This is a genomic window from Rhodococcoides sp. S146-33 (assembly GCF_059489205.1).
In genome coordinates, this window is record NZ_JCAJWY010000002.1 from 1075092 (window position 1) to 1095345 (window position 20254).

At 64.5% G+C, this 20254-nt stretch carries 21 protein-coding genes; 13 read left to right on the forward strand and 8 right to left on the reverse strand.

Going from position 1 to position 20254, the window contains the following annotated elements; all coding sequences use genetic code 11:
- Nucleotides 1-13: 13 nt before the first annotated feature.
- Nucleotides 14-187 carry a hypothetical protein gene (locus AC5WEY_RS13580; protein WP_200936585.1) on the forward strand — a complete coding sequence of 58 codons (174 nt, stop codon included), beginning with the start codon at nucleotides 14-16 and terminating at the stop codon, nucleotides 185-187.
- A gap of 12 nt (nucleotides 188-199) precedes the next feature.
- Here the strand turns inward: AC5WEY_RS13580 and AC5WEY_RS13585 are convergent, their stop codons facing one another.
- On the reverse strand, nucleotides 200-1096 hold the full coding sequence (locus AC5WEY_RS13585; protein ID WP_495646236.1) for a diacylglycerol kinase: 897 nt from the start codon (nucleotides 1094-1096) through the stop codon (nucleotides 200-202).
- Between the two features lie 238 nt (nucleotides 1097-1334).
- Here AC5WEY_RS13585 and AC5WEY_RS13590 point away from each other — a divergent pair, with 238 nt between their 5' ends.
- From AC5WEY_RS13590 to AC5WEY_RS13610, 5 genes are all read left to right on the forward strand, one after another.
- On the forward strand, nucleotides 1335-1955 hold the full coding sequence (locus tag AC5WEY_RS13590) for a TetR/AcrR family transcriptional regulator (RefSeq protein WP_495646565.1): 621 nt from the start codon (nucleotides 1335-1337) through the stop codon (nucleotides 1953-1955).
- Nucleotides 1956-2027: 72 nt separating this feature from the next.
- Nucleotides 2028-3200 (forward strand): glycosyltransferase, encoded by a 1173-nt coding sequence (locus AC5WEY_RS13595; RefSeq protein ID WP_495646237.1) that lies wholly within the window; start codon nucleotides 2028-2030, stop codon nucleotides 3198-3200.
- 10 nt (nucleotides 3201-3210) lie between these two features.
- Nucleotides 3211-3402 carry a DUF3046 domain-containing protein gene (locus AC5WEY_RS13600; protein WP_037189524.1) on the forward strand — a complete coding sequence of 64 codons (192 nt, stop codon included), beginning with the start codon at nucleotides 3211-3213 and terminating at the stop codon, nucleotides 3400-3402.
- A gap of 197 nt (nucleotides 3403-3599) precedes the next feature.
- Nucleotides 3600-4637 (forward strand): recombinase RecA, encoded by a 1038-nt coding sequence (gene recA, locus AC5WEY_RS13605; protein ID WP_008716921.1) that lies wholly within the window; start codon nucleotides 3600-3602, stop codon nucleotides 4635-4637.
- 12 nt (nucleotides 4638-4649) lie between these two features.
- The gene (locus AC5WEY_RS13610) at nucleotides 4650-5201 is read left to right on the forward strand and encodes a regulatory protein RecX (protein ID WP_495646238.1); all 552 of its coding nucleotides are present in this window, start codon (nucleotides 4650-4652) and stop codon (nucleotides 5199-5201) included.
- A 106-nt stretch (nucleotides 5202-5307) separates the two neighbouring features.
- Here the strand turns inward: AC5WEY_RS13610 and AC5WEY_RS13615 are convergent, their stop codons facing one another.
- The 4 genes from AC5WEY_RS13615 to AC5WEY_RS13630 form a co-directional block, all read right to left on the reverse strand.
- Nucleotides 5308-6180: an amino acid ABC transporter permease gene (locus AC5WEY_RS13615; protein WP_495646239.1), complete on the reverse strand. Its 873-nt coding sequence runs from the start codon at nucleotides 6178-6180 to the stop codon at nucleotides 5308-5310.
- Nucleotides 6180-6857 (reverse strand): amino acid ABC transporter permease, encoded by a 678-nt coding sequence (locus AC5WEY_RS13620; RefSeq protein WP_032377154.1) that lies wholly within the window; start codon nucleotides 6855-6857, stop codon nucleotides 6180-6182. The genes AC5WEY_RS13615 and AC5WEY_RS13620 overlap by 1 nt, the downstream gene beginning before the upstream one ends.
- 85 nt (nucleotides 6858-6942) lie before the next feature.
- Nucleotides 6943-7776, reverse strand: a complete 834-nt coding sequence (locus AC5WEY_RS13625; protein ID WP_057477712.1) for a glutamate ABC transporter substrate-binding protein — start codon at nucleotides 7774-7776, stop codon at nucleotides 6943-6945.
- A gap of 52 nt (nucleotides 7777-7828) precedes the next feature.
- Nucleotides 7829-8557: an amino acid ABC transporter ATP-binding protein gene (locus AC5WEY_RS13630; RefSeq protein ID WP_170944851.1), complete on the reverse strand. Its 729-nt coding sequence runs from the start codon at nucleotides 8555-8557 to the stop codon at nucleotides 7829-7831.
- A 219-nt stretch (nucleotides 8558-8776) separates the two neighbouring features.
- Between AC5WEY_RS13630 and miaB the strand changes: the two genes are divergently transcribed.
- Nucleotides 8777-10357, forward strand: a complete 1581-nt coding sequence (gene miaB / locus AC5WEY_RS13635; protein WP_495646240.1) for a tRNA (N6-isopentenyl adenosine(37)-C2)-methylthiotransferase MiaB — start codon at nucleotides 8777-8779, stop codon at nucleotides 10355-10357.
- Nucleotides 10354-10941: an Rv2732c family membrane protein gene (locus AC5WEY_RS13640; RefSeq protein WP_495646241.1), complete on the forward strand. Its 588-nt coding sequence runs from the start codon at nucleotides 10354-10356 to the stop codon at nucleotides 10939-10941. The genes miaB and AC5WEY_RS13640 overlap by 4 nt, the downstream gene beginning before the upstream one ends.
- Before the next feature lie 64 nt (nucleotides 10942-11005).
- Here the strand turns inward: AC5WEY_RS13640 and AC5WEY_RS13645 are convergent, their stop codons facing one another.
- Nucleotides 11006-12490: a DUF349 domain-containing protein gene (locus tag AC5WEY_RS13645; RefSeq protein ID WP_495646242.1), complete on the reverse strand. Its 1485-nt coding sequence runs from the start codon at nucleotides 12488-12490 to the stop codon at nucleotides 11006-11008.
- 152 nt (nucleotides 12491-12642) lie between these two features.
- On the opposite strand from AC5WEY_RS13645, the gene AC5WEY_RS13650 reads away from it, so the two are divergent.
- The 5 genes from AC5WEY_RS13650 to AC5WEY_RS13670 all read left to right on the forward strand — a co-directional run bounded on the left by AC5WEY_RS13650 (nucleotide 12643) and on the right by AC5WEY_RS13670 (nucleotide 17875).
- On the forward strand, nucleotides 12643-13365 hold the full coding sequence (locus tag AC5WEY_RS13650; RefSeq protein WP_495646243.1) for a class III extradiol dioxygenase subunit B-like domain-containing protein: 723 nt from the start codon (nucleotides 12643-12645) through the stop codon (nucleotides 13363-13365).
- The gene (miaA, locus tag AC5WEY_RS13655) at nucleotides 13358-14293 is read left to right on the forward strand and encodes a tRNA (adenosine(37)-N6)-dimethylallyltransferase MiaA (protein WP_495646244.1); all 936 of its coding nucleotides are present in this window, start codon (nucleotides 13358-13360) and stop codon (nucleotides 14291-14293) included. The genes AC5WEY_RS13650 and miaA overlap by 8 nt, the downstream gene beginning before the upstream one ends.
- Before the next feature lie 10 nt (nucleotides 14294-14303).
- Nucleotides 14304-15173: a diaminopimelate epimerase gene (gene dapF / locus AC5WEY_RS13660; protein WP_495646245.1), complete on the forward strand. Its 870-nt coding sequence runs from the start codon at nucleotides 14304-14306 to the stop codon at nucleotides 15171-15173.
- A gap of 78 nt (nucleotides 15174-15251) precedes the next feature.
- Nucleotides 15252-16793, forward strand: coding sequence for a GTPase HflX (hflX, locus tag AC5WEY_RS13665; protein ID WP_235581664.1), 1542 nt, complete (start codon nucleotides 15252-15254; stop codon nucleotides 16791-16793).
- A gap of 38 nt (nucleotides 16794-16831) precedes the next feature.
- Nucleotides 16832-17875 (forward strand): hypothetical protein, encoded by a 1044-nt coding sequence (locus AC5WEY_RS13670; RefSeq protein WP_495646246.1) that lies wholly within the window; start codon nucleotides 16832-16834, stop codon nucleotides 17873-17875.
- A 10-nt stretch (nucleotides 17876-17885) separates the two neighbouring features.
- On the opposite strand, the gene AC5WEY_RS13675 is transcribed toward AC5WEY_RS13670, so the two are convergent.
- Nucleotides 17886-18143 carry an HPr family phosphocarrier protein gene (locus tag AC5WEY_RS13675; RefSeq protein WP_032377711.1) on the reverse strand — a complete coding sequence of 86 codons (258 nt, stop codon included), beginning with the start codon at nucleotides 18141-18143 and terminating at the stop codon, nucleotides 17886-17888.
- Nucleotides 18144-18186: 43 nt separating this feature from the next.
- Nucleotides 18187-20244: a PTS fructose transporter subunit IIABC gene (locus AC5WEY_RS13680; protein ID WP_495646247.1), complete on the reverse strand. Its 2058-nt coding sequence runs from the start codon at nucleotides 20242-20244 to the stop codon at nucleotides 18187-18189.
- Nucleotides 20245-20254: the final 10 nt, after the last annotated feature.

Consider the following 20254-nt stretch of genomic DNA (forward strand, 5'->3'; position numbering starts at 1 on the left):
GTTGGAGTTTCACATGTTCTGGAAAGTACTCGGATTCATCGTCCTGATCTGGATCGCGCTCGCACTGCTGGGCACCATCATCAAGGGTGTGTTCTGGCTGGTGGTAGCCGGTGCCATCGTGTTCGGACTCGTATGGCTGTACAAAGCGATCTCATCGAACAGTGACCACACTTCACTGAAGTACTGACACGTCGGTCGCTCACGCCCATGACGAGCGATCCCGGTCCACGAACACCCGCAGAGCACCAGGTACGGACTGCACGGTGACAGGCAGTTCACCGACGCGTTCACCGTCCGCATATGCGACGATTCCCTCGCACCTCAGGGTGACCCGCTCCGATGTGTACGTGTCGACCTCGGGCAGATCGATATGCGATCCCCGGTAGAGGGTAGGCGACATCCTGAGAAGTCGGGTTCGGCTCACTCCGCGCACGACGGTGATGTCGAGCAGACCGTCGTCGACCTGAGCAGCGGGGCAAATCGCCATCCCGCCGCCGTAGCAACGGCCGTTCCCGATGGCTACCAGCGTGGCGTCGACCCTGAGTTCGGCATCGTCCAATTCCAGGACGTACGAAAGGTTTTCGAGCGCGGCCAACTGCAGAATCATGGCCACGTTGTAGCGCAGGGGACCGCCGAACCATCGCAGTCGACCGGCTCTCTCGGTAACCAGGGAATCGAAACCGCTGGAGAGAACGGTCGCGAACCACCGGTCGCCGGCTCGGCCCAAATCGATTGTTCGAGTGAGATCGTCGACGACGAGGTCGGCTGCTCGGACTGCATCTTCCAGAGGTATCCCCAGATCGCGGGCCAGATCGTTTCCGGTGCCTGCAGGGATGAGACCCATCGGGGTCTCGGTGCCGGCGAGCACTTGAATCACGAGATTGACGAGCCCGTCGCCTCCGACGGCGACCACGGCGTCCGTTCCGCTGTCGACCGCTTTGTTCAACAATGCCAACGCGTCTCCCGGGGTACGGCCTTCGATCGCCGTGACGTGAATTCCGCGCTCGCGGAGTCGGGCCACGGCGCGCCGACCGGTCTGTGCTGCGCGCCCACCACCGGCCGTCGGGTTGGTCAGCACCGTTACCGATCGGGTCATGGTCGTCCGGATTCGTCGGTCACGTCGATCAGCTTGCCAGGGTTGACGATTGCAGTGTCGGTGACCGGCGCTATTCCCCGTCGACAGTCTTCGGCGTAGATTGCCGATTCATGTTCTCGCCGACTTCGGGACCGAATGTGACCGAATCCGTGAGGTACAGTAACGAAATTACTTGCTTCGGCCCGCGATTCAGATCTTCGGCCCATAGTGTGAAGGGTGGCACGTGACCGAGCGACCGGTGTCGAGTCCTGCCTCGTCTCAGTCCGCGCATCCGTCCGAGACGGACGCGCCGGAGAAGTCGATCGAAGACTCCGTGCTCGATGCGGCCAGATCGTGCATCCTCGAACATGGTGTCAGACGCACCACCCTGGCCGAAATCGCTCGCCGAGCCGAGGTCAGCAGGCCGACCGTCTACCGGAGATGGACGGACACACGAGCAGTGGTCTCCAGCCTTCTCACTCGCGAGATCGGCGCACTCATTCCGAGCTTCGATGCGACCGCGTCCGGCCGAGAGCAGATCGTGACCGCCGTGGGTCAGGCGGCCGACCGGATCCGAACTCACCCGCTGTTCGTGAAAATTCTCCGTTCCGATTCCGATGTGCTCGCCACGTACATCCTGCATCGGCTCGGAACCAGCCAGGCGCTGATCATCGATACCCTGACCTCATTGATCGTTGTGGGACAACGTGACTCGTCCATTCGTTCGGGAGATCCCACGGCGCTGGCAACCATGTTGCTGTTGATGGTGCAGTCGGCTGTCCAGTCCGCCGAGATGGTGTCCGAGCGCATCTCCGGTGCCGAAGTGATGCGCCAGATGACGTACGCGGTCGATGCCTATCTGCGTCCCCGGAGCGCGTGACGGGCGTTCCTTCACCTGTGGTGTTCTCGATACGCGTCGAGCTCGTCGAATCCGGTGTGGCACGCTGAGTCGGTGAGAGTTGCAGTGGTGGCCGGGCCCGATCCGGGGCATGCGTTTCCGGCCATTGCCCTGTCCCTGTTGTTTCGTGAGGCCGGTGACGAGCCGGTCCTGTTCACCGGAAGTCGATGGGTGCCCGACGCCCGTGCGCTCGGGCTGCGGGCCTTCCCGTTGGGCGGGCTGGCACCGAGGCCGGAGGACGACGATCTGGACGCCGGGCAGCGTATCCACTCTCGTGCCGCGTTCGTCTCCACCGAGTTGTTGCCCGACCTCGCTCGGGAGAACGTCGACCTCGTGGTGTCCGACATCCTCACTGCAGGGGGCGGTATGGCTGCCGAACGACTCGGTACACCCTGGGTCGAGCTCTCGCCCCATCCCCTGTATTCGCCCTCGAAAGGATTGCCGCCCATCGGAAGTGGGTTGGCTCCGGGCACCGGTCTTCGTGGCAGGCTCCGCGATACCGTGATGCGCGCGTTGACGGCGCGCTCGATCGCGCAGGGACGCACTCAACGTTCCCTCGCCAGGACGAGTATCGGTCTGCCGGCCCGGGATCCGGGTCCTAGCGCTCGACTGATTGCCACGATTCCCGCGCTGGAGGTGCCGCGTCCCGACTGGCCCGAGGACGCGCATGTGATCGGTCCGTTGCTGTGGGAGCCGACCGACGATCTGCTCGAGCTACCCGACGGCGAATCACCTGTGGTGATGGTCGCACCGTCGACGGCGTTCACCGGTGCCGAGGGAATGCTCGAGATGGCGCTGAAGGGGTTGGACGGCACTGGGGTTCGGGTAGTGGCGTCGGTTCTCGACGGGGTCCCCGACGCGTTGCCGAGGTGGGCGAATGCGGGCCTCGGTCGGCAGGACGAACTTCTGCGTCACGCCGACGTGGTGGTATGCGGGGGTGGTCATGGCATGTTGGCCAAAGCGCTCATGCACGGAGTTCCGGTGGTGACCGTGCCCGGTGGCGGTGATCAGTGGGAACTGGCGAATCGGGCTGCGCGGCAGGGGAGCGCCGTGATCGTGCGACCCCCGACGGCAGCCTCGATCGCCGGCGCGGTGGCCGACGTTCTCGCCGATCCTCGATTTGCCCTGGCTGCGGCCGAGGCGGCGGCCGGCGCGAAGTCCGTCGGGGATCCGGTGGCGGTATGTCACGAGGTCCTCGCTCGGAGCGCGCGCCGGACGGGGCGTTAGGGTTGTCGATGTGCGTCTGACCGAATTTCGTGAACTGCTCACCGAGGAGTTCGGCTCCGTTCGAGGCAATTCCCTGCTGACCGATCATGTGCTGTCCGGGATCGGACGAACCGGGGCACAGGCCATCGAGGAGGGCGTCGACCCGAGGGAAGTGTGGCGCTCGATCTGCTACGAGTTCGATGTTCCGAAAGAGCGCTGGTAGCTCTTCGCGGGTCGAATCCAGTTTGCTCGGCGTGTCGAACGCGGGGGTAGTTGACTCGAACACGTGTTCCCCTATGCTGGTGACAACGGTTGCTGAGCGGTCCAGAGAAACTTCTTGTCGGTACCCCGTTCTAGCGTTACCGACGACCAAGCTGATCGACACGACACAGCTGAACGACACGACACAGGGAGCTCACGATGGCTGCATACGATCGCGACAAAGCGCTCGATCTCGCACTCGCGCAGATCGACAAGAACTTCGGCAAGGGTTCGGTGATGCGCCTCGGTGACGAGGTTCGCCAGCCCATCGCCGTCATTCCCACGGGATCGATCGCGCTCGATGTAGCACTCGGCATCGGAGGGTTGCCGCGTGGACGTGTCATCGAGGTCTACGGCCCGGAATCCTCGGGTAAGACCACCGTTGCCTTGCACGCGGTGGCCAGTGCTCAGCGCGCCGGCGGCATCGCCGCCTTCATCGACGCCGAGCACGCACTGGATCCGGACTATGCGAAGAAGCTCGGTGTCGACACCGATGCACTGCTGGTCTCGCAGCCCGATACCGGTGAGCAGGCCCTCGAGATCGCAGACATGCTGATCCGTTCGGGCGCACTCGACATTCTCGTGATCGACTCGGTGGCGGCACTCGTACCGCGCGCCGAGATCGAAGGCGAGATGGGCGACAGTCACGTGGGTCTGCAGGCTCGCCTGATGAGCCAGGCGCTGCGCAAGATCACCGGCGCGATGAGCAATTCCGGCACCACCGTCATCTTCATCAACCAGTTGCGCGAGAAGATCGGCGTCATGTTCGGCTCTCCCGAAACCACCACCGGTGGTAAGGCATTGAAGTTCTACGCCTCGGTTCGCCTCGACATCCGCCGCATCGAGACCCTGAAGGACGGAACCGATGCCATCGGTAACCGCACCCGGGTCAAGGTCGTCAAGAACAAAGTCGCGCCGCCGTTCAAGCAGGCCGAGTTCGACATCATCTACGGCAAGGGCATCAGCCGCGAGGGCTCGTTGATCGACATGGGCGTCGAGCACGGCTTCATCCGTAAGTCGGGTTCGTGGTTCACCTATGAGGGCGATCAGCTCGGTCAGGGCAAGGAGAACGCCCGCAAGTTCATGCTCGAGAACCCCGATGTGCGAGACGAGATCGAGAAGAAGATCATGGAAAAGCTGCAGATCGGCGCGGACGTCACCGCGGAGGAGCCCGCAGCCGCTCCGGTCGACTTCTAACCTGGTGCCGCTGTGCAGCAGCGAGACGAGGGTGGCGGCACCGAGGCGCAGGCGAAAGATGTCTGCCTTCGGTTGCTGACCGACCGAGCGCGTAGCAGGCACGAACTCGAAACGAGTCTTGCCAAAAAAGGATTCACTGCCGAGATCGCGAACGCAGTTCTCGACCGGCTCGAGAAAGCAAAGCTCGTCGATGACGAATCCTTTGCTGAACAGTGGGTCCAGTCCCGGCACAAGTACTCGGGCAAGGGCAAACGCGCACTCAGCATGGAGCTGCGGAACAAAGGCGTCAGCAACGAGTTGGCCGTGAACGCCCTCGATCTGATCGATTCCGAAGACGAACTCCAACGTGCTGCGGAGTTGGTGCGCAAACGATTTCGATCGTTACGTCTGCCAGACCCGAACGGGCCCGACGCACGGGTCGAACGAGACAAAGTAGTGCGCAAGCTGGTCGGTATGCTGGCTCGCCGCGGATACTCGCAAGGAATGGCATTTGCGGTGGTCAAAGATCAACTCGACCGCGTAGGTGCAGACACCGAAGACTTCGACGGCCCCGACACGATGTGATCGTCCACCTCGAGTAGGAGGCGTCGAGAAACAGTAAGGCCCGCAACACCATCGGTGTTGCGGGCCTTACTTGTCGAGGGCCTCGACCAGTTTCAGTGTCGTGTAGTCAGGCTGCCTGGCCACCGTCGAGAGCCGGAACCACTTCAGTCGCGCCGGCCTTACGCTTGCGAGAACGCAGACGACGCTCGACCACGGTGGCCAGCTTGGTCAACAGCGAGTTGATGATGATCATGATCACGGCGACGATGATCAGCGACGGCAGGTAGTTGCTGTAGAACGCGCCCACCTGCTGCCCGGAACGGACGACCTCGACGTAGCCGATGACGTAACCCAGCGCCGAGTCCTTCAGTGCCACCACCATCTGCGAGATGATCGCCGGAAGCATGGCGGTGACGGCCTGGGGGAGCAGAACCAGGAGCATGACCTGGCTCTTGCGCATGCCCAGCGCCGACGCTGCTTCCCGCTGGCCCTTCGGCAACGAATTGACACCGGCACGCACGATCTCGGCGATCACCGAACCGTTGTACAGGGTGAGGCCGGTGACCACGGCGGCCAGGGCCAGGTACTTGACCTTGAAGACCTCGTAGTCGGCGTAGACCGCGTACAGGAAGATCATCAGGATCAGCACGGGCACTGCGCGGAACAATTCGACGATTGCACCGCTGACCATGCGTACCGCGCGGTGATCCGAGAGCCTGCCGATGCCCAGGACAGCGCCGAGGATGAGGGCGAACACGATCGACAGCGCGGCCGCCACCAGGGTGCCCTGGATGCCTGGTATCAGGTAGGTGGTCCAGGTCGTCGATTCGAGGAACGGGTCCCACTTCTCGGCGGTCAACTGCCCCTTCGAGTCGAGCGCCCGGTAGATCAGAAACGCGATCCCCAGCGAGACGACTGCAACGACCACGGTCAGAATGCGGTATCGCAGTACCGCTTTCGGGCCCGGGACGTCGTACAGAACTGCTACTGCATCACTCATCATGACACCGCCAATCGCTTGCTGATGTAGCCGAACAGCAACCCGGTCGGGAGCGTCAGGATCATGAAGCCGAGGGCGAAGATGCCACCGACGACGAAGATCGCGGCTTCGTTCTCGATCATGTTCTTCATCAGGAACGACGCCTCGGCGACTCCGATGACCGATGCGATGGTCGTGTTCTTGGTCAATGCGATCACGACACTGCCCAGCGGTCCGACGACGGCGCGAAATGCCTGTGGGAGAACGACGATGGAGATGTTCTGGGTGAATGTCATGCCGAGCGATCGGCCTGCTTCGGCCTGACCGACCGGGACCGTGTTGATGCCCGACCGTAGAGACTCGGCCACGAACGACGCGGTGTAGACACTCAGACCGAGGATAGCCAAGCGAAAGTTGTTGTCGTCGAGGAACGTCGACGACGACTCGGATGCCAGGGAGACGCCCATGGTCTGGTAGAGACCGAACGAGGTGAACAGGATGATCAGGGTCAACGGGGTGTTACGGAAGATGGTGACGTACGTCGCGGCTATGCCACGTGCGATCGGGATGGGGGACACCCGCATCGCGGCAATGATCGTTCCGATGACCAACGCGCCGACGAGTGATGCCAACGTCAGATAGATGGTCGAGAGGAACGCGTCGATCAATTGATCGCCGTACTTGCTCAATAGGTTCACGGTGCTTGTTGATCCTCACGGCTCGGCGAGATCGAACCGCCGTGTTCCGCGTGCACGCGCACGCGGAACACGACGACAGAGTCGATCAGTAGCGGTCGACGGTGGGCTCGGCGGGAAGCGGGTAGCCCGATGCGCCCACAGTGTCGTTGAACGCCTGCTCCCAGGCACCGCTCGACACCATCTCCTCGATGGCGTCGTTGATTTTGTTGCGTCCGTCGGTGTCGTCCTTGTTCAGGCCGATGCCGTAGTTCTCCGTCGTGAACGGCTCGCCGACCACCTTGAACTGTCCGGGTGACTGTGCGGCGTAACCGGCCAGGATGATGTCGTCGGTGGTGACGGCGTCGACGGTGCCGTTACGCAGGGCCTCCACGCACGCGGAGTAGGTGTCGAACGGCTGCAACTGAACGCCCGGGTACTCGTCGGCGATGTTCTGGGCCGGGGTGGAGCCGGTGACCGAGCACAAACGCTTACCGTCGTTGAGCGAATCGGCACCGGTGATGTCGGTGTTGTCCTCGCGGACGAGCAACGATTGACCCGCCACGAAGTACGGTCCGGCGAAGCCGACCTTTTCCTTGCGGGTGTCGGTGATCGAATAGGTGGCGACGATGTAGTCGACCTCACCGTTTTCGATCAGGGTCTCGCGCTGTGCCGAGGGGGACTCCTTGAACTCGATGTTCGCCTCGTCGACGCCGAGCTTGCCGGCGACGTACTTGGCGACCTCGACGTCGAATCCGCTGAAGGTGCCGTCCGGATTACGCAGACCGAGGCCGGGCTGGTCGAACTTGATGCCGACGATCAGGTTGCCGGATTCGGCGCTGCTCGAGATGGTGCGGGCTTCCTCTCCGCCGCCGCAGGCGGTGGCGACGATGGAGAGAGCGGCGATGGCGACACCGAAGCGAAGCGGTCGGGTGATTCTCACAGTGAATGTCCTTCGGGTAGGTCGTGCGTATGGAGACGAGCGGTGAATCGGGTCAGTGACCGAGGATCTTGCCGAGGAAGTCCTTGGCGCGTTCGGACTTCGGAGACTTGAAGAAGGTCTCCGGATCGGTGTCCTCGACGACGGCTCCGTCGGCCATGAAGATGACGCGGTCGCCTGCCTTGCGTGCGAAGCCCATTTCGTGGGTGACGACGAGCATCGTCATCCCCTCCTTGGCAAGCGAGGTCATGACGTCGAGTACTTCGTTGACCATTTCGGGGTCGAGGGCCGAGGTCGGCTCGTCGAACAGCATCACCTTGGGGTTCATGGCGAGAGAGCGAGCGATCGCGACACGCTGCTGCTGACCACCGGAGAGCTGAGCGGGGTACTTGTCGGCCTGGTTGGCGATGCCCACGCGTTCGAGCAGTGCCAACGCGCTTTTCTCGGCCTCGTCCTTCTTCTGCTTGCGCACCTTCATGGGCGCGAGCATGACGTTCTGCAGAATCGTCTTGTGCGCGAACAGATTGAACGACTGGAACACCATGCCCACGTCGGCACGCAGTGCCGCGAGAGCCTTGCCCTCGGCGGGGAGTAGATCTCCGTCGACCTCGATGGCACCGGAATCGATCGGCTCCAACCGGTTGATCGTTCGGCACAGGGTCGACTTGCCCGATCCGGAAGGACCCACGACGATGACGACCTGTCCGGCCGGCACTTCCAGGTTGATGTCCTTGAGGACGTGCAGATCACCGAAATGTTTGTCGACGGATTTGAGCGAGATCATCGAAGGTGCGCCCGGCGGGGGTGTCGATGCCGGCGCGTCGGTGGCGTGCGTCATAAGACGAAACCCTATGCGTAGTTTCCTCGCCGACCGGTGTTTTCGCCTGCCATCTTCGATTATGTAATGGAAACTTTACTGTCGGCTCGCATCGGCCCTGCACAGTCTGCGGTGGAGCCCGCGACCCCGGCGGGCCGGTCGGTGCGATGGACGTACCCTGGAGGGGTGCAGACGAGTGTTTTTCCGACCGTGGACGTGGCCGATCGCGGGAGTACCGATCCCGTATCGGTGACCGACCCGTCGGCGGCAGTTCCCCGTAGCTACGAGGTGCGCACGCACGGTTGTCAGATGAATGTCCATGATTCCGAGAGGCTGTCGGGACTGTTGGAGGAGGCCGGCTACGTCCCAGCGGACGCCGGCACCGATGCCGACCTCGTCGTCTTCAACACCTGTGCGGTGCGTGAGAACGCCGACAACAAGCTCTACGGCAACCTCGGCATGCTGCGGCCGGCCAAAACGCGAAACCCCAATATGCAGATCGCCGTCGGCGGCTGCTTGGCGCAAAAGGATCGCAATACCGTCGTGGAGAAGGCGCCCTGGGTCGACGTCGTCTTCGGCACCCACAACATCGGGTCGCTGCCGGTGTTGCTCGAGCGCGCCCGGCACAACGAGCAGGCGCAGGTCGAGATCCTCGAGTCGCTCGAGGCTTTCCCCTCCACCCTGCCCGCGAAGCGAGAGTCGACCTATGCAGGCTGGGTGTCGATCTCCGTGGGCTGCAACAACACCTGCACGTTCTGTATCGTGCCGGCGCTGCGCGGCAAGGAGATCGACCGCCGACCGGGCGACATCCTTGCCGAGGTGCAGGCTTTGGTGGACCAGGGTGTACTCGAGGTGACCCTGCTCGGCCAGAACGTCAATGCCTACGGTGCCTCGTTCGCCGATCCGGACATGCCTCGCGATCGCGGCGCGTTCGCATCGTTGCTGACCGCCTGCGGCTCGATCGAGGGACTCGAGCGAGTGCGGTTCACGTCTCCGCACCCGGCCGAATTCACCGACGACGTCATCGAGGCGATGGCGTCCACCCCGAACATCTGCCCGACCCTTCACATGCCGCTGCAGTCCGGATCGGATCGAATCCTCAAGGCGATGCGGAGGTCCTATCGGCAGACGAAGTTCATGGGCATCATCGACAAGGTGCGCGCGGCTATGCCGCACGCGGCCGTCACCACCGACATCATCGTCGGTTTCCCGGGCGAGACCGAAGAGGACTTCCAGCAGACCCTCGACGTGGTGCGACGCGCGAAGTTCGCCAACGCCTACACCTTCCAGTACTCGAAGCGTCCGGGCACACCGGCTGCCGACATGCCCGACCAGGTACCCAAAGAGGTTGTGCAAGAACGGTATCTGCGATTGATCGCGTTGCAGGAAGAGATCGTTCTTGCTGCCAATCAGGCAATGATCGGTACCGAGGTCGAACTGCTCGTCGCCACCGGTGAAGGGCGCAAGAATGCTGCGACGCATCGGATGAGCGGTCGAGCACGAGACGGTCGACTCGTGCATTTCGCCGTCGACGTCGACAGAGCGAGCGAGATTCGCCCGGGTGACGTCGTCACCACCACCCTCACCGCGGCCGCCCCGTACCACCTGATCGCCGATGCCGGAGTGCTCACGCACCGCCGCACGGCAGCGGGCGACGCGCACGAACGCGGCGTCATGCCGAAGACGGCACCGATCGGCGTCGGCCTCGGACTTCCCTCGATCGGCGCACCGGCGCCGCTTCCGGTTCAGACAGGATGCAACGCATGACCGAGAAAGACGGACCCGACCGCGTCGTATCCTCCCGATCTGCAGAGGAACTCGGACGAACAGAGAGAGCGGTGATGACCGAGTTGGACCCTGGCGCACGGGCCATGGTCGTGGCTGGGCTGGTGCTGGTCCTGCTCGTCACGTTCGCGTTGCCGCACACCGGATCTGCGAGCGGATTCGACGTGCTCTCGGGGAGCGACGCGGCAGTCGCCGAATCGATTGCACTGCCGTCGCGCATCTTCGTCGTGCTGGTGCTGACGTTCGGTGTGGTCATGTCCGTGCTCGCGCTGGTGACCCGCATGTGGGCGTTGGCCTGGGCGGCGCTCGCCGGTTGCGCAGTGTCGTCGGTGTTCGGGATGCTCTCGATCTGGTCGAGGCAGACCGTGCCGGACAACCTGCAGGGCGGCGGGCCGGGCATCGGTCTGATCGTCGCGTGGATCGCCGTGATGGCGTTGACATTCCACTGGCTCAAAGCAGTGTGGAACAAGACGAACGCGCAACTCGCCGCTCAGGAACAACGGCGCATCGCGGCCGCGTCGGGCGAGCAGAAGCTGCGCCTGTGGGACGGCCACTCGGCCCCGTAGACCGATTCGGCCACCTACCCAGGGTTCAGAAGGGCAGGCGGCCGGATCGGCTCGAGTTATCGAGTCACAACTCGTCGACGGCGCTCTCGGCGGCGTCGGCCCACTCACGCCACTGCTGGGCCTGGGCCAGCGCACGCTCGGCGTCCTTCGTCTTCCCTGCTGCGGTTGCCTTCGCCGCCTGGTCCTCGAACTGGGCCACCCGTTCGCGGAACTGAGCAGCGCGGGCGACGGCTTCCGGGTCGGAACGACGCCACTGCGACTCCACTGCGTCGTGGACGGACTTCTCGATCGCCCTCAGTTTGCCCTCGAGTTCCTGCATCTTCTCGCGCGGAACCTTGCCGATGGCATCCCACTTGTCCTGCAGATCGCGCAGTGCCGAACGGGCAGCATCGAGATCCTTGCTCGGATCGATGTGAGTCTTCGCCAGCAGGGCTTCCTTGGCTTCGGCGTTGGACTCGAACTCGGCATCCCGCTCGGACGCCGCAGCGTTGCGGGCAGCGAAGAACACGTCCTGGGCGGCCTTGAAATTCTTCCACAGCGCATCGTCGGCATCGCGTGGAGCACGACCGGATGCTTTCCACTCCACCAGGAGATCGCGGAACGCGGCCGCCGTGGGACCCCAGTCCGTCGACGAGGACAACGCCTTGGCGCGCTCGACCAATTCTTCCTTACGAACTTTCGCGGCCCCTCGCTCGCGATCGAGATCGGCGAAGTGCGCGCCGCGGCGGCGGTTGAAGTTCTCCCGAGCCTTGGAGTAGCGCTTCCACAGGGCATCGTCGATCTTGCGGTCGACCCCGCGAATAGTCTTCCACTCGTCGAGAATTTCTCGTAGCCGATCTCCGGCCTGCTTCCACTGCGTCGATTCGCCGCCGATCTGCTCGGCCTCGGTTGCCAGAGCCTCCTTGCGAGCCGTGTGCTCTGCTCGTTCGAGTTCTTTCTCGTGCTTGGCCACGGCCGCTGCGGCGTCGGAGTGCTCGATGACGGCGTCGAGTCGTCGAGCGAGCAGGTCGAGGTCGCCGATGACCGCCGCGGTCGGCAGACTCTCCAACAGTGCGGCGGCAGCGGCCTTCGTCTTCTTGGCATCACCGGTGCCAGAGGTCAATCGAGCCTCGAGCAGAGCGACCTCCGTGGCCAGGTCGTCGTAGCGCCGACCGAAATGTGCGAGGCCCTCGGTTGCATCGCCTGCCTGCCAGGAACCGATCTGTCGCTCGCCGTCAGCGGTCGTCACCCACGCGGTGCCGTCCTCGTCGACTCGGCCGAACTTGCTGGGATCGCTTGCCGGGGCCACCGCGGGGACCACAGTGGCGACGTGCGAGGACGCCGGGTGGGGCTTGGCCGCGGCGGAACCGCCGGGACGAGGAGAACCGGCACCGGGACCGCCGGGCCTGGGTCCGCCACCGGGTTTCGGCCCTCCGCCTGGCTTGGGGCCTCCGCCTGGCTTGGGGCCGCTACCGGCTGTCGAGGTGCCGGGCTGGGCGGCACCGGGGGTCGGGGCAGGTGCATCCCAGGATGTGGCCTCGGTGGGCGTGCCGGCATTCGGGTCGGTCATTGTTCCTCATCTCTGCCGCGCGTCACGGCTGCCTTCACTCGCGATCTGGACACCATTGAACTAGGTGACGACCGATCGGACCATTGAAACAGCTCAGACGACTCGAGGTGGACTCGTCCGCCCAAGTCGCGCCACCGACTAGCGTGGTGTCCGTGTTTCGTGCCGCGGCCCTGGTGCCCTCCCCACCGTTGCTCGTCCCCGAACTGACGGGCTCCAGTGCTGCCGAGACGGCCGATCTTCGTGCCGCCGCGGTCGAGGCGGTAACGCAGCTGACGTCGAAGGTCGACCGGTGGATGTCGATCGGTGTCGATCGGACCGAAGGAACGTACGACGCGACCACGGTCGGTACGTTTCGCGGCTTCGGCGTCGACGTCGTGGTGCGACTGTCCGATCGACCGTCGTCGACTGCGCCGGACCCGGAACTGCCGTTGTCCGTCCTGATCGCCGGTTGGTTGCGCGGAACGAGCGATCCCGGCTCTGCGGTCGAGGTCCGGACGGTCCCCGCGGACGCGAGCGCCCAGAGGTGCGCGACACTCGGTGCGGAGCTGCGGCGCGAACTCGACGCGTCCTTCGAGAGCTGGGGCATTCTGGTGCTGGCAGACGGCGCGAACACGCTGACGGCGAAGGCGCCGGGCTCGTTCGACGAGCGGGCCGAAGCGGTTCAGCAAGGGATCGACGACGCCCTCGCCGCGGCCGACGTCGATTCGCTGGCGAACCTCGACGCGGACCTGTGCGCGGCGGTCGGCGTAAGCGGACGGGCGGCATGGCAGGTACTGGCGGCTGCGGTCGGCCCGGACATCATCGCAGGTACCGAGCTGTATCGCCGGGCTCCCTTCGGAGTCGGGTACTACGTCGGAACGTGGTCCCGTGTCTGAGGAACCCGGCTCGTACGACCCGGCCACGACCCCGATCGCGGTGATCGGACCGACGGCCACGGGCAAGTCCGATCTGGCACTGGATCTGGCCGAGACACTGAGCGGCGAGGTCGTCAACATCGACGCGATGCAGCAGTACCGGGGGATGGACATCGGGACCGCGAAACTTCCGATGGCTGAGCGTCGCGGCATACCGCACCACCAATTGGATGTGCTCGAGGTCACCGATATCGCGACCGTTGCGCGCTACCAGGCCGCTGCCGTGTCGGACGTCGACGACATCCGATCTCGAGGTCGGCGACCGATCATCGTCGGCGGATCGATGATGTACGTGCAGTCGCTGCTCGACGAGTGGGCCTTTCCGGCCACGGATCCGGTCGTCCGCAAGAAATGGGAAGACGTGCTCGAACGCGACGGGGTCGAGGAGATCCATCGCGCGTTGACGGCGGCCGATCCCGAGGCCGCGGCGTCCATTCTGCCCACCGACGGTCGTCGTATGGTCCGCGCGCTGGAGGTGGTGGAGCTGACCGGGAAACCGTTCGCTGCGTCGGCACCCAGGATCGGTGAACCACGTTGGGGCACAATCATAGTGGGGGTCGATCGCGACACTGCCGAACTGGACGAGCGAATCGATACCCGCACCCGACTGATGTTCGACACCGGACTGCTCGACGAGGTGGAAGGTCTGCTCGAGCTCGGATTGCGTGACGGGGTCACGGCGTCGCGGGCGATCGGGTACGCGCAGGCTCTCGAGGTGTTGGCGGGGGACTACGACATCGAGCATGCCCGCGAGCGCACGTTCATCGGTACCAGGCGTTACGTGCGACGGCAGCGTTCCTGGTTCCGCCGCGACGACCGGGTGCGCTGGCTCGACGGTGCGTCGCCCACGTTGACCTCGGACGCTCTGGCTGTCATCGACCCCCCGTAGACTCGGCAGCATGGAATTCGCCAAAGGCCATGGAACCCAGAACGACTTCGTCGTACTGCCGGATCCGTCAGCCGAGCTCCAACTCACCAGGTCGGCGGTCGCGGTGTTGTGCGATCGACGCCAGGGCATCGGTGCCGATGGCATTCTGCGCGTGTCCAGAGCCGGTGTGCTTCGAGATGCGGGTGTGCTCGATCGACTTCCGTCGGGTGTCGAGCCCGACGACTGGTTCATGGACTATCGCAACGGCGACGGCACGATAGCCGAGATGTGCGGCAACGGTGTTCGCGTGTTCGCCCACTATCTGCGCGTACACGACCTCGAACATCGCGATCAGTTCGTGGTGGGTTCGCGGGCCGGTGCCCGCGCGGTGACGGTGCACTCGTTCGACGACACCGACGCCGATGTCACGGTCGCGATGGGCGATGTCACGTTGATGGGCTCGAGTTCGGTGACCATTGCGGGTGGCTCGTACGAGGGCGTCGGGATCGATGTCGGCAACCCGCATCTGGCCTGCGTCGACGGCACACTGACCCGTGCGACTCTCGGCGCGCTGGACTTGTCCGCACCGCCCACACTGGACTCCGAATTCTTTCCCCGCGGTGCGAACGTGGAGCTGCTGACCAGGCTGGACGACGGCGGCGTCGAGATGCGGGTGTTCGAACGTGGCGTCGGCGAGACTCGGTCGTGTGGCACCGGGACGGTGGCAGCAGCCGCAGCGGCTTTGTCCTACGAGGGCCTCGAGACCGGTGAGGTGAGCGTCGGCGTACTGGGGGGCCGGGTTCGCGTGAACATCGACCATGTCGGTGCGACCCTCCGCGGACCCTCGGTCCTGCTCGCCCGCGGCGAGATCGACGACCGATGGTTCGAGGCCCAGAACTGACGTCTCCGCCGGTCTCTGTGTGGCTGGAGCCGAAACCCGCGTGCACACGCTGGGCTTTTCGTGGATCATGGGAGATGTATGACGAACTCACATGAAACATCACCTGCGGGCGAACCGATCGACGAGAATGCCGACGGTTCACCCGACACCGCATCTGCATGGACCCGCGAAGAGTCCGACGCATGGTCGAGGCGGCTGGCCCGTTCTCCGCTGAACGACGACGACTCTCCGTCCTCGGGCGACATGCAGCTCGAAGAACGTACGGCCCTACGACGAGTGGCCGGACTGTCCACCGAGCTGACCGACGTCACCGAGGTCGAGTATCGACAGTTGCGCCTCGAACGTGTCGTGCTGGTCGGAGTGTGGACCACCGGTACGGCCGCGCAGGCGGAGTCCAGCATGACCGAACTTGCGGCGCTGGCCGAGACGGCAGGCTCGGAGGTACTCGAAGCGTTGATGCAACGACGCGACAAGCCCGACGCTGCGACGTACATCGGTTCCGGTAAGGCAAAAGAGGTCCGTGACATCGTGCTCGCGACCGGAGCCGACACGGTGATCTGCGACGGCGAACTGACCCCCGCTCAGCTCAATGCGCTGGAGAAGGTCGTCAAGGTCAAGGTCATCGACCGGACCGCATTGATCCTCGACATCTTCGCTCAGCATGCCACGTCGCGAGAAGGCAAGGCGCAGGTCGCGTTCGCGCAGATGGAGTACATGTTGCCCAGGCTTCGCGGCTGGGGTGAATCGATGTCGCGTCAGGCCGGTGGACGCGCGGGCAGCAACGGCGGTGTCGGTCTGCGCGGACCGGGCGAAACGAAGATCGAAACCGACCGCCGACGTATCCGTGAGCGAATGGCCAAGCTGCGCCGCGAGATCAAGGGGATGAAGCAGGCCCGCGACACCAAACGGGAACAGCGGCTGAGCGGCACGGTGCCGTCCATCGCGATCGTCGGTTATACCAACGCGGGCAAATCGAGTCTGCTCAACGCGTTGACCGGTTCCGGTGTGCTGGTTCAGAATGCGCTGTTCGCCACCCTCGATCCCACGACGCGTAAGTCGACTCTCGAGGATGGCCGCGCGATCGTGCTGACCGATACCGTCGGCTTCGTTCGGCATCTCCCGACTCAATTGGTCGAGGCCTTCCGCTCGACGCTCGAGGAGGTCACCGACGCCGATCTGCTGCTGCACGTGGTCGACGGATCGGATCCGCTCCCGCTCGATCAGATCAAGGCCGTCCGTGAAGTGATCACCGACGTGGTTCGCGAGCAGGATGCGAAGATGCCGCCGGAATTGTTGGTCGTCAACAAGATCGACGCTGCCGACCCCGTGCAGCTCACGCAGTTGCGCGGCCTGCTCGACGGCGCACGGTTCGTCTCGGCCAAGACCGGTGAGGGTATCGACGCACTGCGCGATCACCTCGGCGAGATTCTGTCCGAGCCCGACGTACTGGTGGACGTCCTCGTGCCGTACACCCGCGGCGATCTGGTTGCGCGGATCCACACCGACGGTCGAATCGTGCAGTCCACGCACGAGGAGGACGGCACTCGCGTCGAAGCTCGGGTGCCGCAGTCTCTGGCAGCTGCGCTCGTCGAGTTCACGGCTGTCGTCCCCAGCGCCTGACGTCGATGCGGTCGTGGTTGCTGGTAGGTAGTGCTGCTGTGTTTGCCACCACGTTCTCCGGAACGGCGTTCGCTGCTCCGATCGGCCCGGAAACGTACTGTCTTCCCACCGATCCCGGGCTCGCGGAACTCTCCGGGCTGACGTCGATCGACGGTGTCCTCTACGCGATCGGAGACAGCGGAGCCGACGATCGGGTCGCGGTGCTCGACGCGAACTGTGCTGTGGATCGGTGGATCGATGTACCCGTCGACCCGTACGACGTCGAGGACATGACCGCGTACGACGGCTCGCTGTGGTTGGCCGACATCGGCGACAACCAGATGCGCCGCGACACAGTGGCATTGACGCGAATGAACCCGACGACAGGCGTGGGTGAACTGCACCGGCTCACCTACCCCGACGGTGCGCACGATGCCGAGACGGTGTTGATCGAACCCGGCGGCCGACCGGTGATCGTCACCAAGGAACTCTCGGGCGTCAGCGGGGTGTACGTACCGACCGGCGACGAATCCGTCACCGAACTGAGCAGTCCGGGACCGACGGCCCTCCGCAAGGTCGGCGACATGGCGTTCTCCGCTACCGGGACTGTCGGTGGTCCACCGTTCGTGGTCGGATCGATTCTGGCGACCGGGGGAGCGGTGAGCGCCGACGGCACCGTCGCCGCGGTGCGCACGTATACCGATGCGTACCTGTTTCATCCGTCCGATGGCGACATCGCGTCCGCGTTGGTGGACCCGAACGCGCCACGTGCAGCGGTCGCGCTACCCGATCAACCACAGGGCGAGGCACTGACGTTCCTGGACGACGGAAGTCTGCTCCTGGGATCGGAAGCGGGATTCGGTCCGACGGACGGAACGCTGCCACCGATCCTTCGCCTTCCCGATGCACAGTTCGTCGAGCTTGCTGGCCCCGAACCCGCTGCGCGGGAGTCGGTATCGCCGACACCGAGCGCAGATCGGTCCTCGGATACGCCGGCAGCGACGGACTCGGAATGGGGATTCCGAGCGGCCGTCGCTGCCGGGGTGGTGCTGATCGCCGGAGCGGTGGGATTCACCGTCCGGCGATCGATGCGTTCGCGTTAGAAGTCGAGCTTCAGGCGTCCAGATCGGCTTCGACGAGTGCGACCACCTTGTCGAGGGCTGCCTGGTCGTCACTGGTGACGGTGACTTCGGTGCCCTTGGTGGCTCCGAGCGTCATGATCATCAGGGCCGAACCTGCGTCCACCGGCTCCGAATCGGCCACTGCGAGGGTGACGTCCACGCCTGCTTCGGCGACGGCGTCGGCGATCAGTGCTGCGGGACGAGCGTGCAGACCGATCGAGGATCCGACGGCGACTGTGGTGCTGGGCATGTGCTGCTCCTTCGTAGTGGGTTCGTTGCGATCGTAGCGAGTGTCAGACGGTGGCGAGTGCCGGATCGATTTCGGCCTCGGTCGGGGCGTTCTTGCCCTTGATGAACTGCTTGGCCGAGACCACCAGGAACGCCGAGACGATGGTGCCGACAGCGAGAGACACGACGAACCAGATCAGGTTTCCGATGGCGAAGAATACGAAGATTCCGCCGTGGGGCGCGCTGAGGGTGACGTCGAAGGCCATGATCATGGCACCGGTGACTGCGCCACCGGCCATCATCGAGGGAATGACGCGGAGTGGGTCGGCCGCAGCGAACGGAATTGCGCCCTCGGAGATGAATGCTGCGCCGAGGAACCATGCAGCCTTGCCGTTCTCACGCTCGGCCTCGGTGAACAGACGCGAGCGAACGGTCGAGGCGAGTGCCATGGCCAGGGGCGGGACCATACCGGCAGCCATGACAGCGGCCATGATGCGCAGTGAGGCGGTGTCGGTGACCGACAGACCTGCAGTTGCGAATGCGTAGGCCGCCTTGTTGACCGGTCCGCCGAGGTCGAAGCACATCATCAGGCCGAGAATGATGCCTAGGATGATCACCGAGGAGCCGCTGAGGCCGTTGAGCCAGTTCGTCAGTCCGCTGGTGATGGCGGCGAGTGGCTTGCCGAGCAGCAGGAACATGATGGCGCCGACGATGAGTGTGGCGAACAGCGGGATGATGACGACGGGCATCAGACCACGAAGCACCGCGGGGATCTTCCACTTGCTGATCCACAGTGCGACGAAGCCTGCGATGAGACCACCGACGAGACCGCCGATGAAGCCGGCACCGACGAGTACCGCCACTGCACCTGCGGTGAAACCTGGAGCCAGACCTGGTCTGTCCGCGATGGCGTACGAGATGTAGCCCGCGAGCGCCGGGACCAGGAAGCTGAACGAGAGTGCGCCGATCTGGAACAGGACGGCACCGAGGTAGGCGAGGATGCCGCCGTCCGGCAGGGCGGTGAGCGAGTTGTTCACGACGATGTCTTCGGCGACATCCTTGATCTCGTAGCCACCGAGCAGGAAGCCGAGAGCAATCAGGAGGCCACCTGCAGCGACGAACGGAATCATGTAGCTGACGCCGGTCAGCAGGATCTGCCGAATGCGAGTGCCCCAGCCGAGTTCGCCGGCGGAGTCATTCGAACCCGCCGCAACCGCCGTGCCGCCGACGCGAGCCGAGTCCGGGTTCAGCGCTGCGCGCAGGGCTTCGGTGAGCATGACGTCGGGTTCGTTGATGGCGCGCTTGACGCCGGAGGAGATGACGGGCTTACCGGCGAATCGCTCGCGGCCCTTGACACCCACATCGGTGGCGAAGATGACGGCCTCGGCACCGGCGATGATTGCGGGGTCCAACGGGGTGCTGCCGCTCGATCCTTGGGTCTCGACGTGCACGGTGACTCCGGCACGCTCGCCGGCTGCAACGAGAGAATCGGCAGCCATGTAGGTGTGCGCAATTCCGGTGGGGCAGGCCGTAACCGCGACGATGTGCTTCGGGGCCGACGCCTCTGCCGGGGTGGCGGCCGCGCTGTGCTTGGCGGTGGACACCGTAGCTGCCGAAGCCGTTGCTGCCGTAGCCGCTACGGCGGGCTTTGCTGCGGGGTTGATGACACCGTCGACGAGCGAGACGATCTCTGCTGCCGAGGACGCGTTGCGCAGCGAAGTGACGAACTCCGGCTTCACCAGTGCTCGCGCCAGGCTAGAGAGCAGTTTCATGTGTGCCGAACCGGCACCGGCCGGAGCAGCGATCAGGAACACCAGATCTGCGGGGCCGTCGGGGGCCCCGAAATCGACCTTGGGGTTCAGGCGAGCGAAGCCGAGCGACGCGCTCGTCACCGACTCGGAACGGCAGTGCGGAATGGCGATGCCGCCGGGCAGGCCGGTGGCCGACTGTGCTTCGCGAGCGAGTGCTGCGTCGCGCAGGGCGTCGGTGTCGGTTGCGCGACCCGCAGCTGCCAGGACGCCTGCCAGGCGTTCGATGACGGCAGCTTTGGATTCGCCCAGATCGGCGTCGAGGAGGATCAGATCCTCGGCGATGATCGGCTGATCTTCGGTGGGGCTGGACATGTGAGGGCTC

What these genes read in the sequence shown, in the direction of transcription:
- dapF (WP_495646245.1), top strand. Translation starts at nt 14,304, where the DNA reads ATGGAATTCGCCAAAGGCCATGGAACCCAGAACGACTTCGTCGTACTG.
- AC5WEY_RS13580 (WP_200936585.1), top strand. Translation starts at nt 14, where the DNA reads ATGTTCTGGAAAGTACTCGGATTCATCGTCCTGATCTGGATCGCGCTC.
- recA (WP_008716921.1), top strand. Translation starts at nt 3,600, where the DNA reads ATGGCTGCATACGATCGCGACAAAGCGCTCGATCTCGCACTCGCGCAG.
- AC5WEY_RS13585 (WP_495646236.1), bottom strand. Translation starts at nt 1,096, where the DNA reads ATGACCCGATCGGTAACGGTGCTGACCAACCCGACGGCCGGTGGTGGG.
- AC5WEY_RS13680 (WP_495646247.1), bottom strand. Translation starts at nt 20,244, where the DNA reads ATGTCCAGCCCCACCGAAGATCAGCCGATCATCGCCGAGGATCTGATC.
- AC5WEY_RS13630 (WP_170944851.1), bottom strand. Translation starts at nt 8,557, where the DNA reads ATGATCTCGCTCAAATCCGTCGACAAACATTTCGGTGATCTGCACGTC.
- hflX (WP_235581664.1), top strand. Translation starts at nt 15,252, where the DNA reads ATGACGAACTCACATGAAACATCACCTGCGGGCGAACCGATCGACGAG.
- AC5WEY_RS13640 (WP_495646241.1), top strand. Translation starts at nt 10,354, where the DNA reads ATGACCGAGAAAGACGGACCCGACCGCGTCGTATCCTCCCGATCTGCA.
- AC5WEY_RS13645 (WP_495646242.1), bottom strand. Translation starts at nt 12,490, where the DNA reads ATGACCGACCCGAATGCCGGCACGCCCACCGAGGCCACATCCTGGGAT.
- AC5WEY_RS13615 (WP_495646239.1), bottom strand. Translation starts at nt 6,180, where the DNA reads ATGAGTGATGCAGTAGCAGTTCTGTACGACGTCCCGGGCCCGAAAGCG.
- AC5WEY_RS13675 (WP_032377711.1), bottom strand. Translation starts at nt 18,143, where the DNA reads ATGCCCAGCACCACAGTCGCCGTCGGATCCTCGATCGGTCTGCACGCT.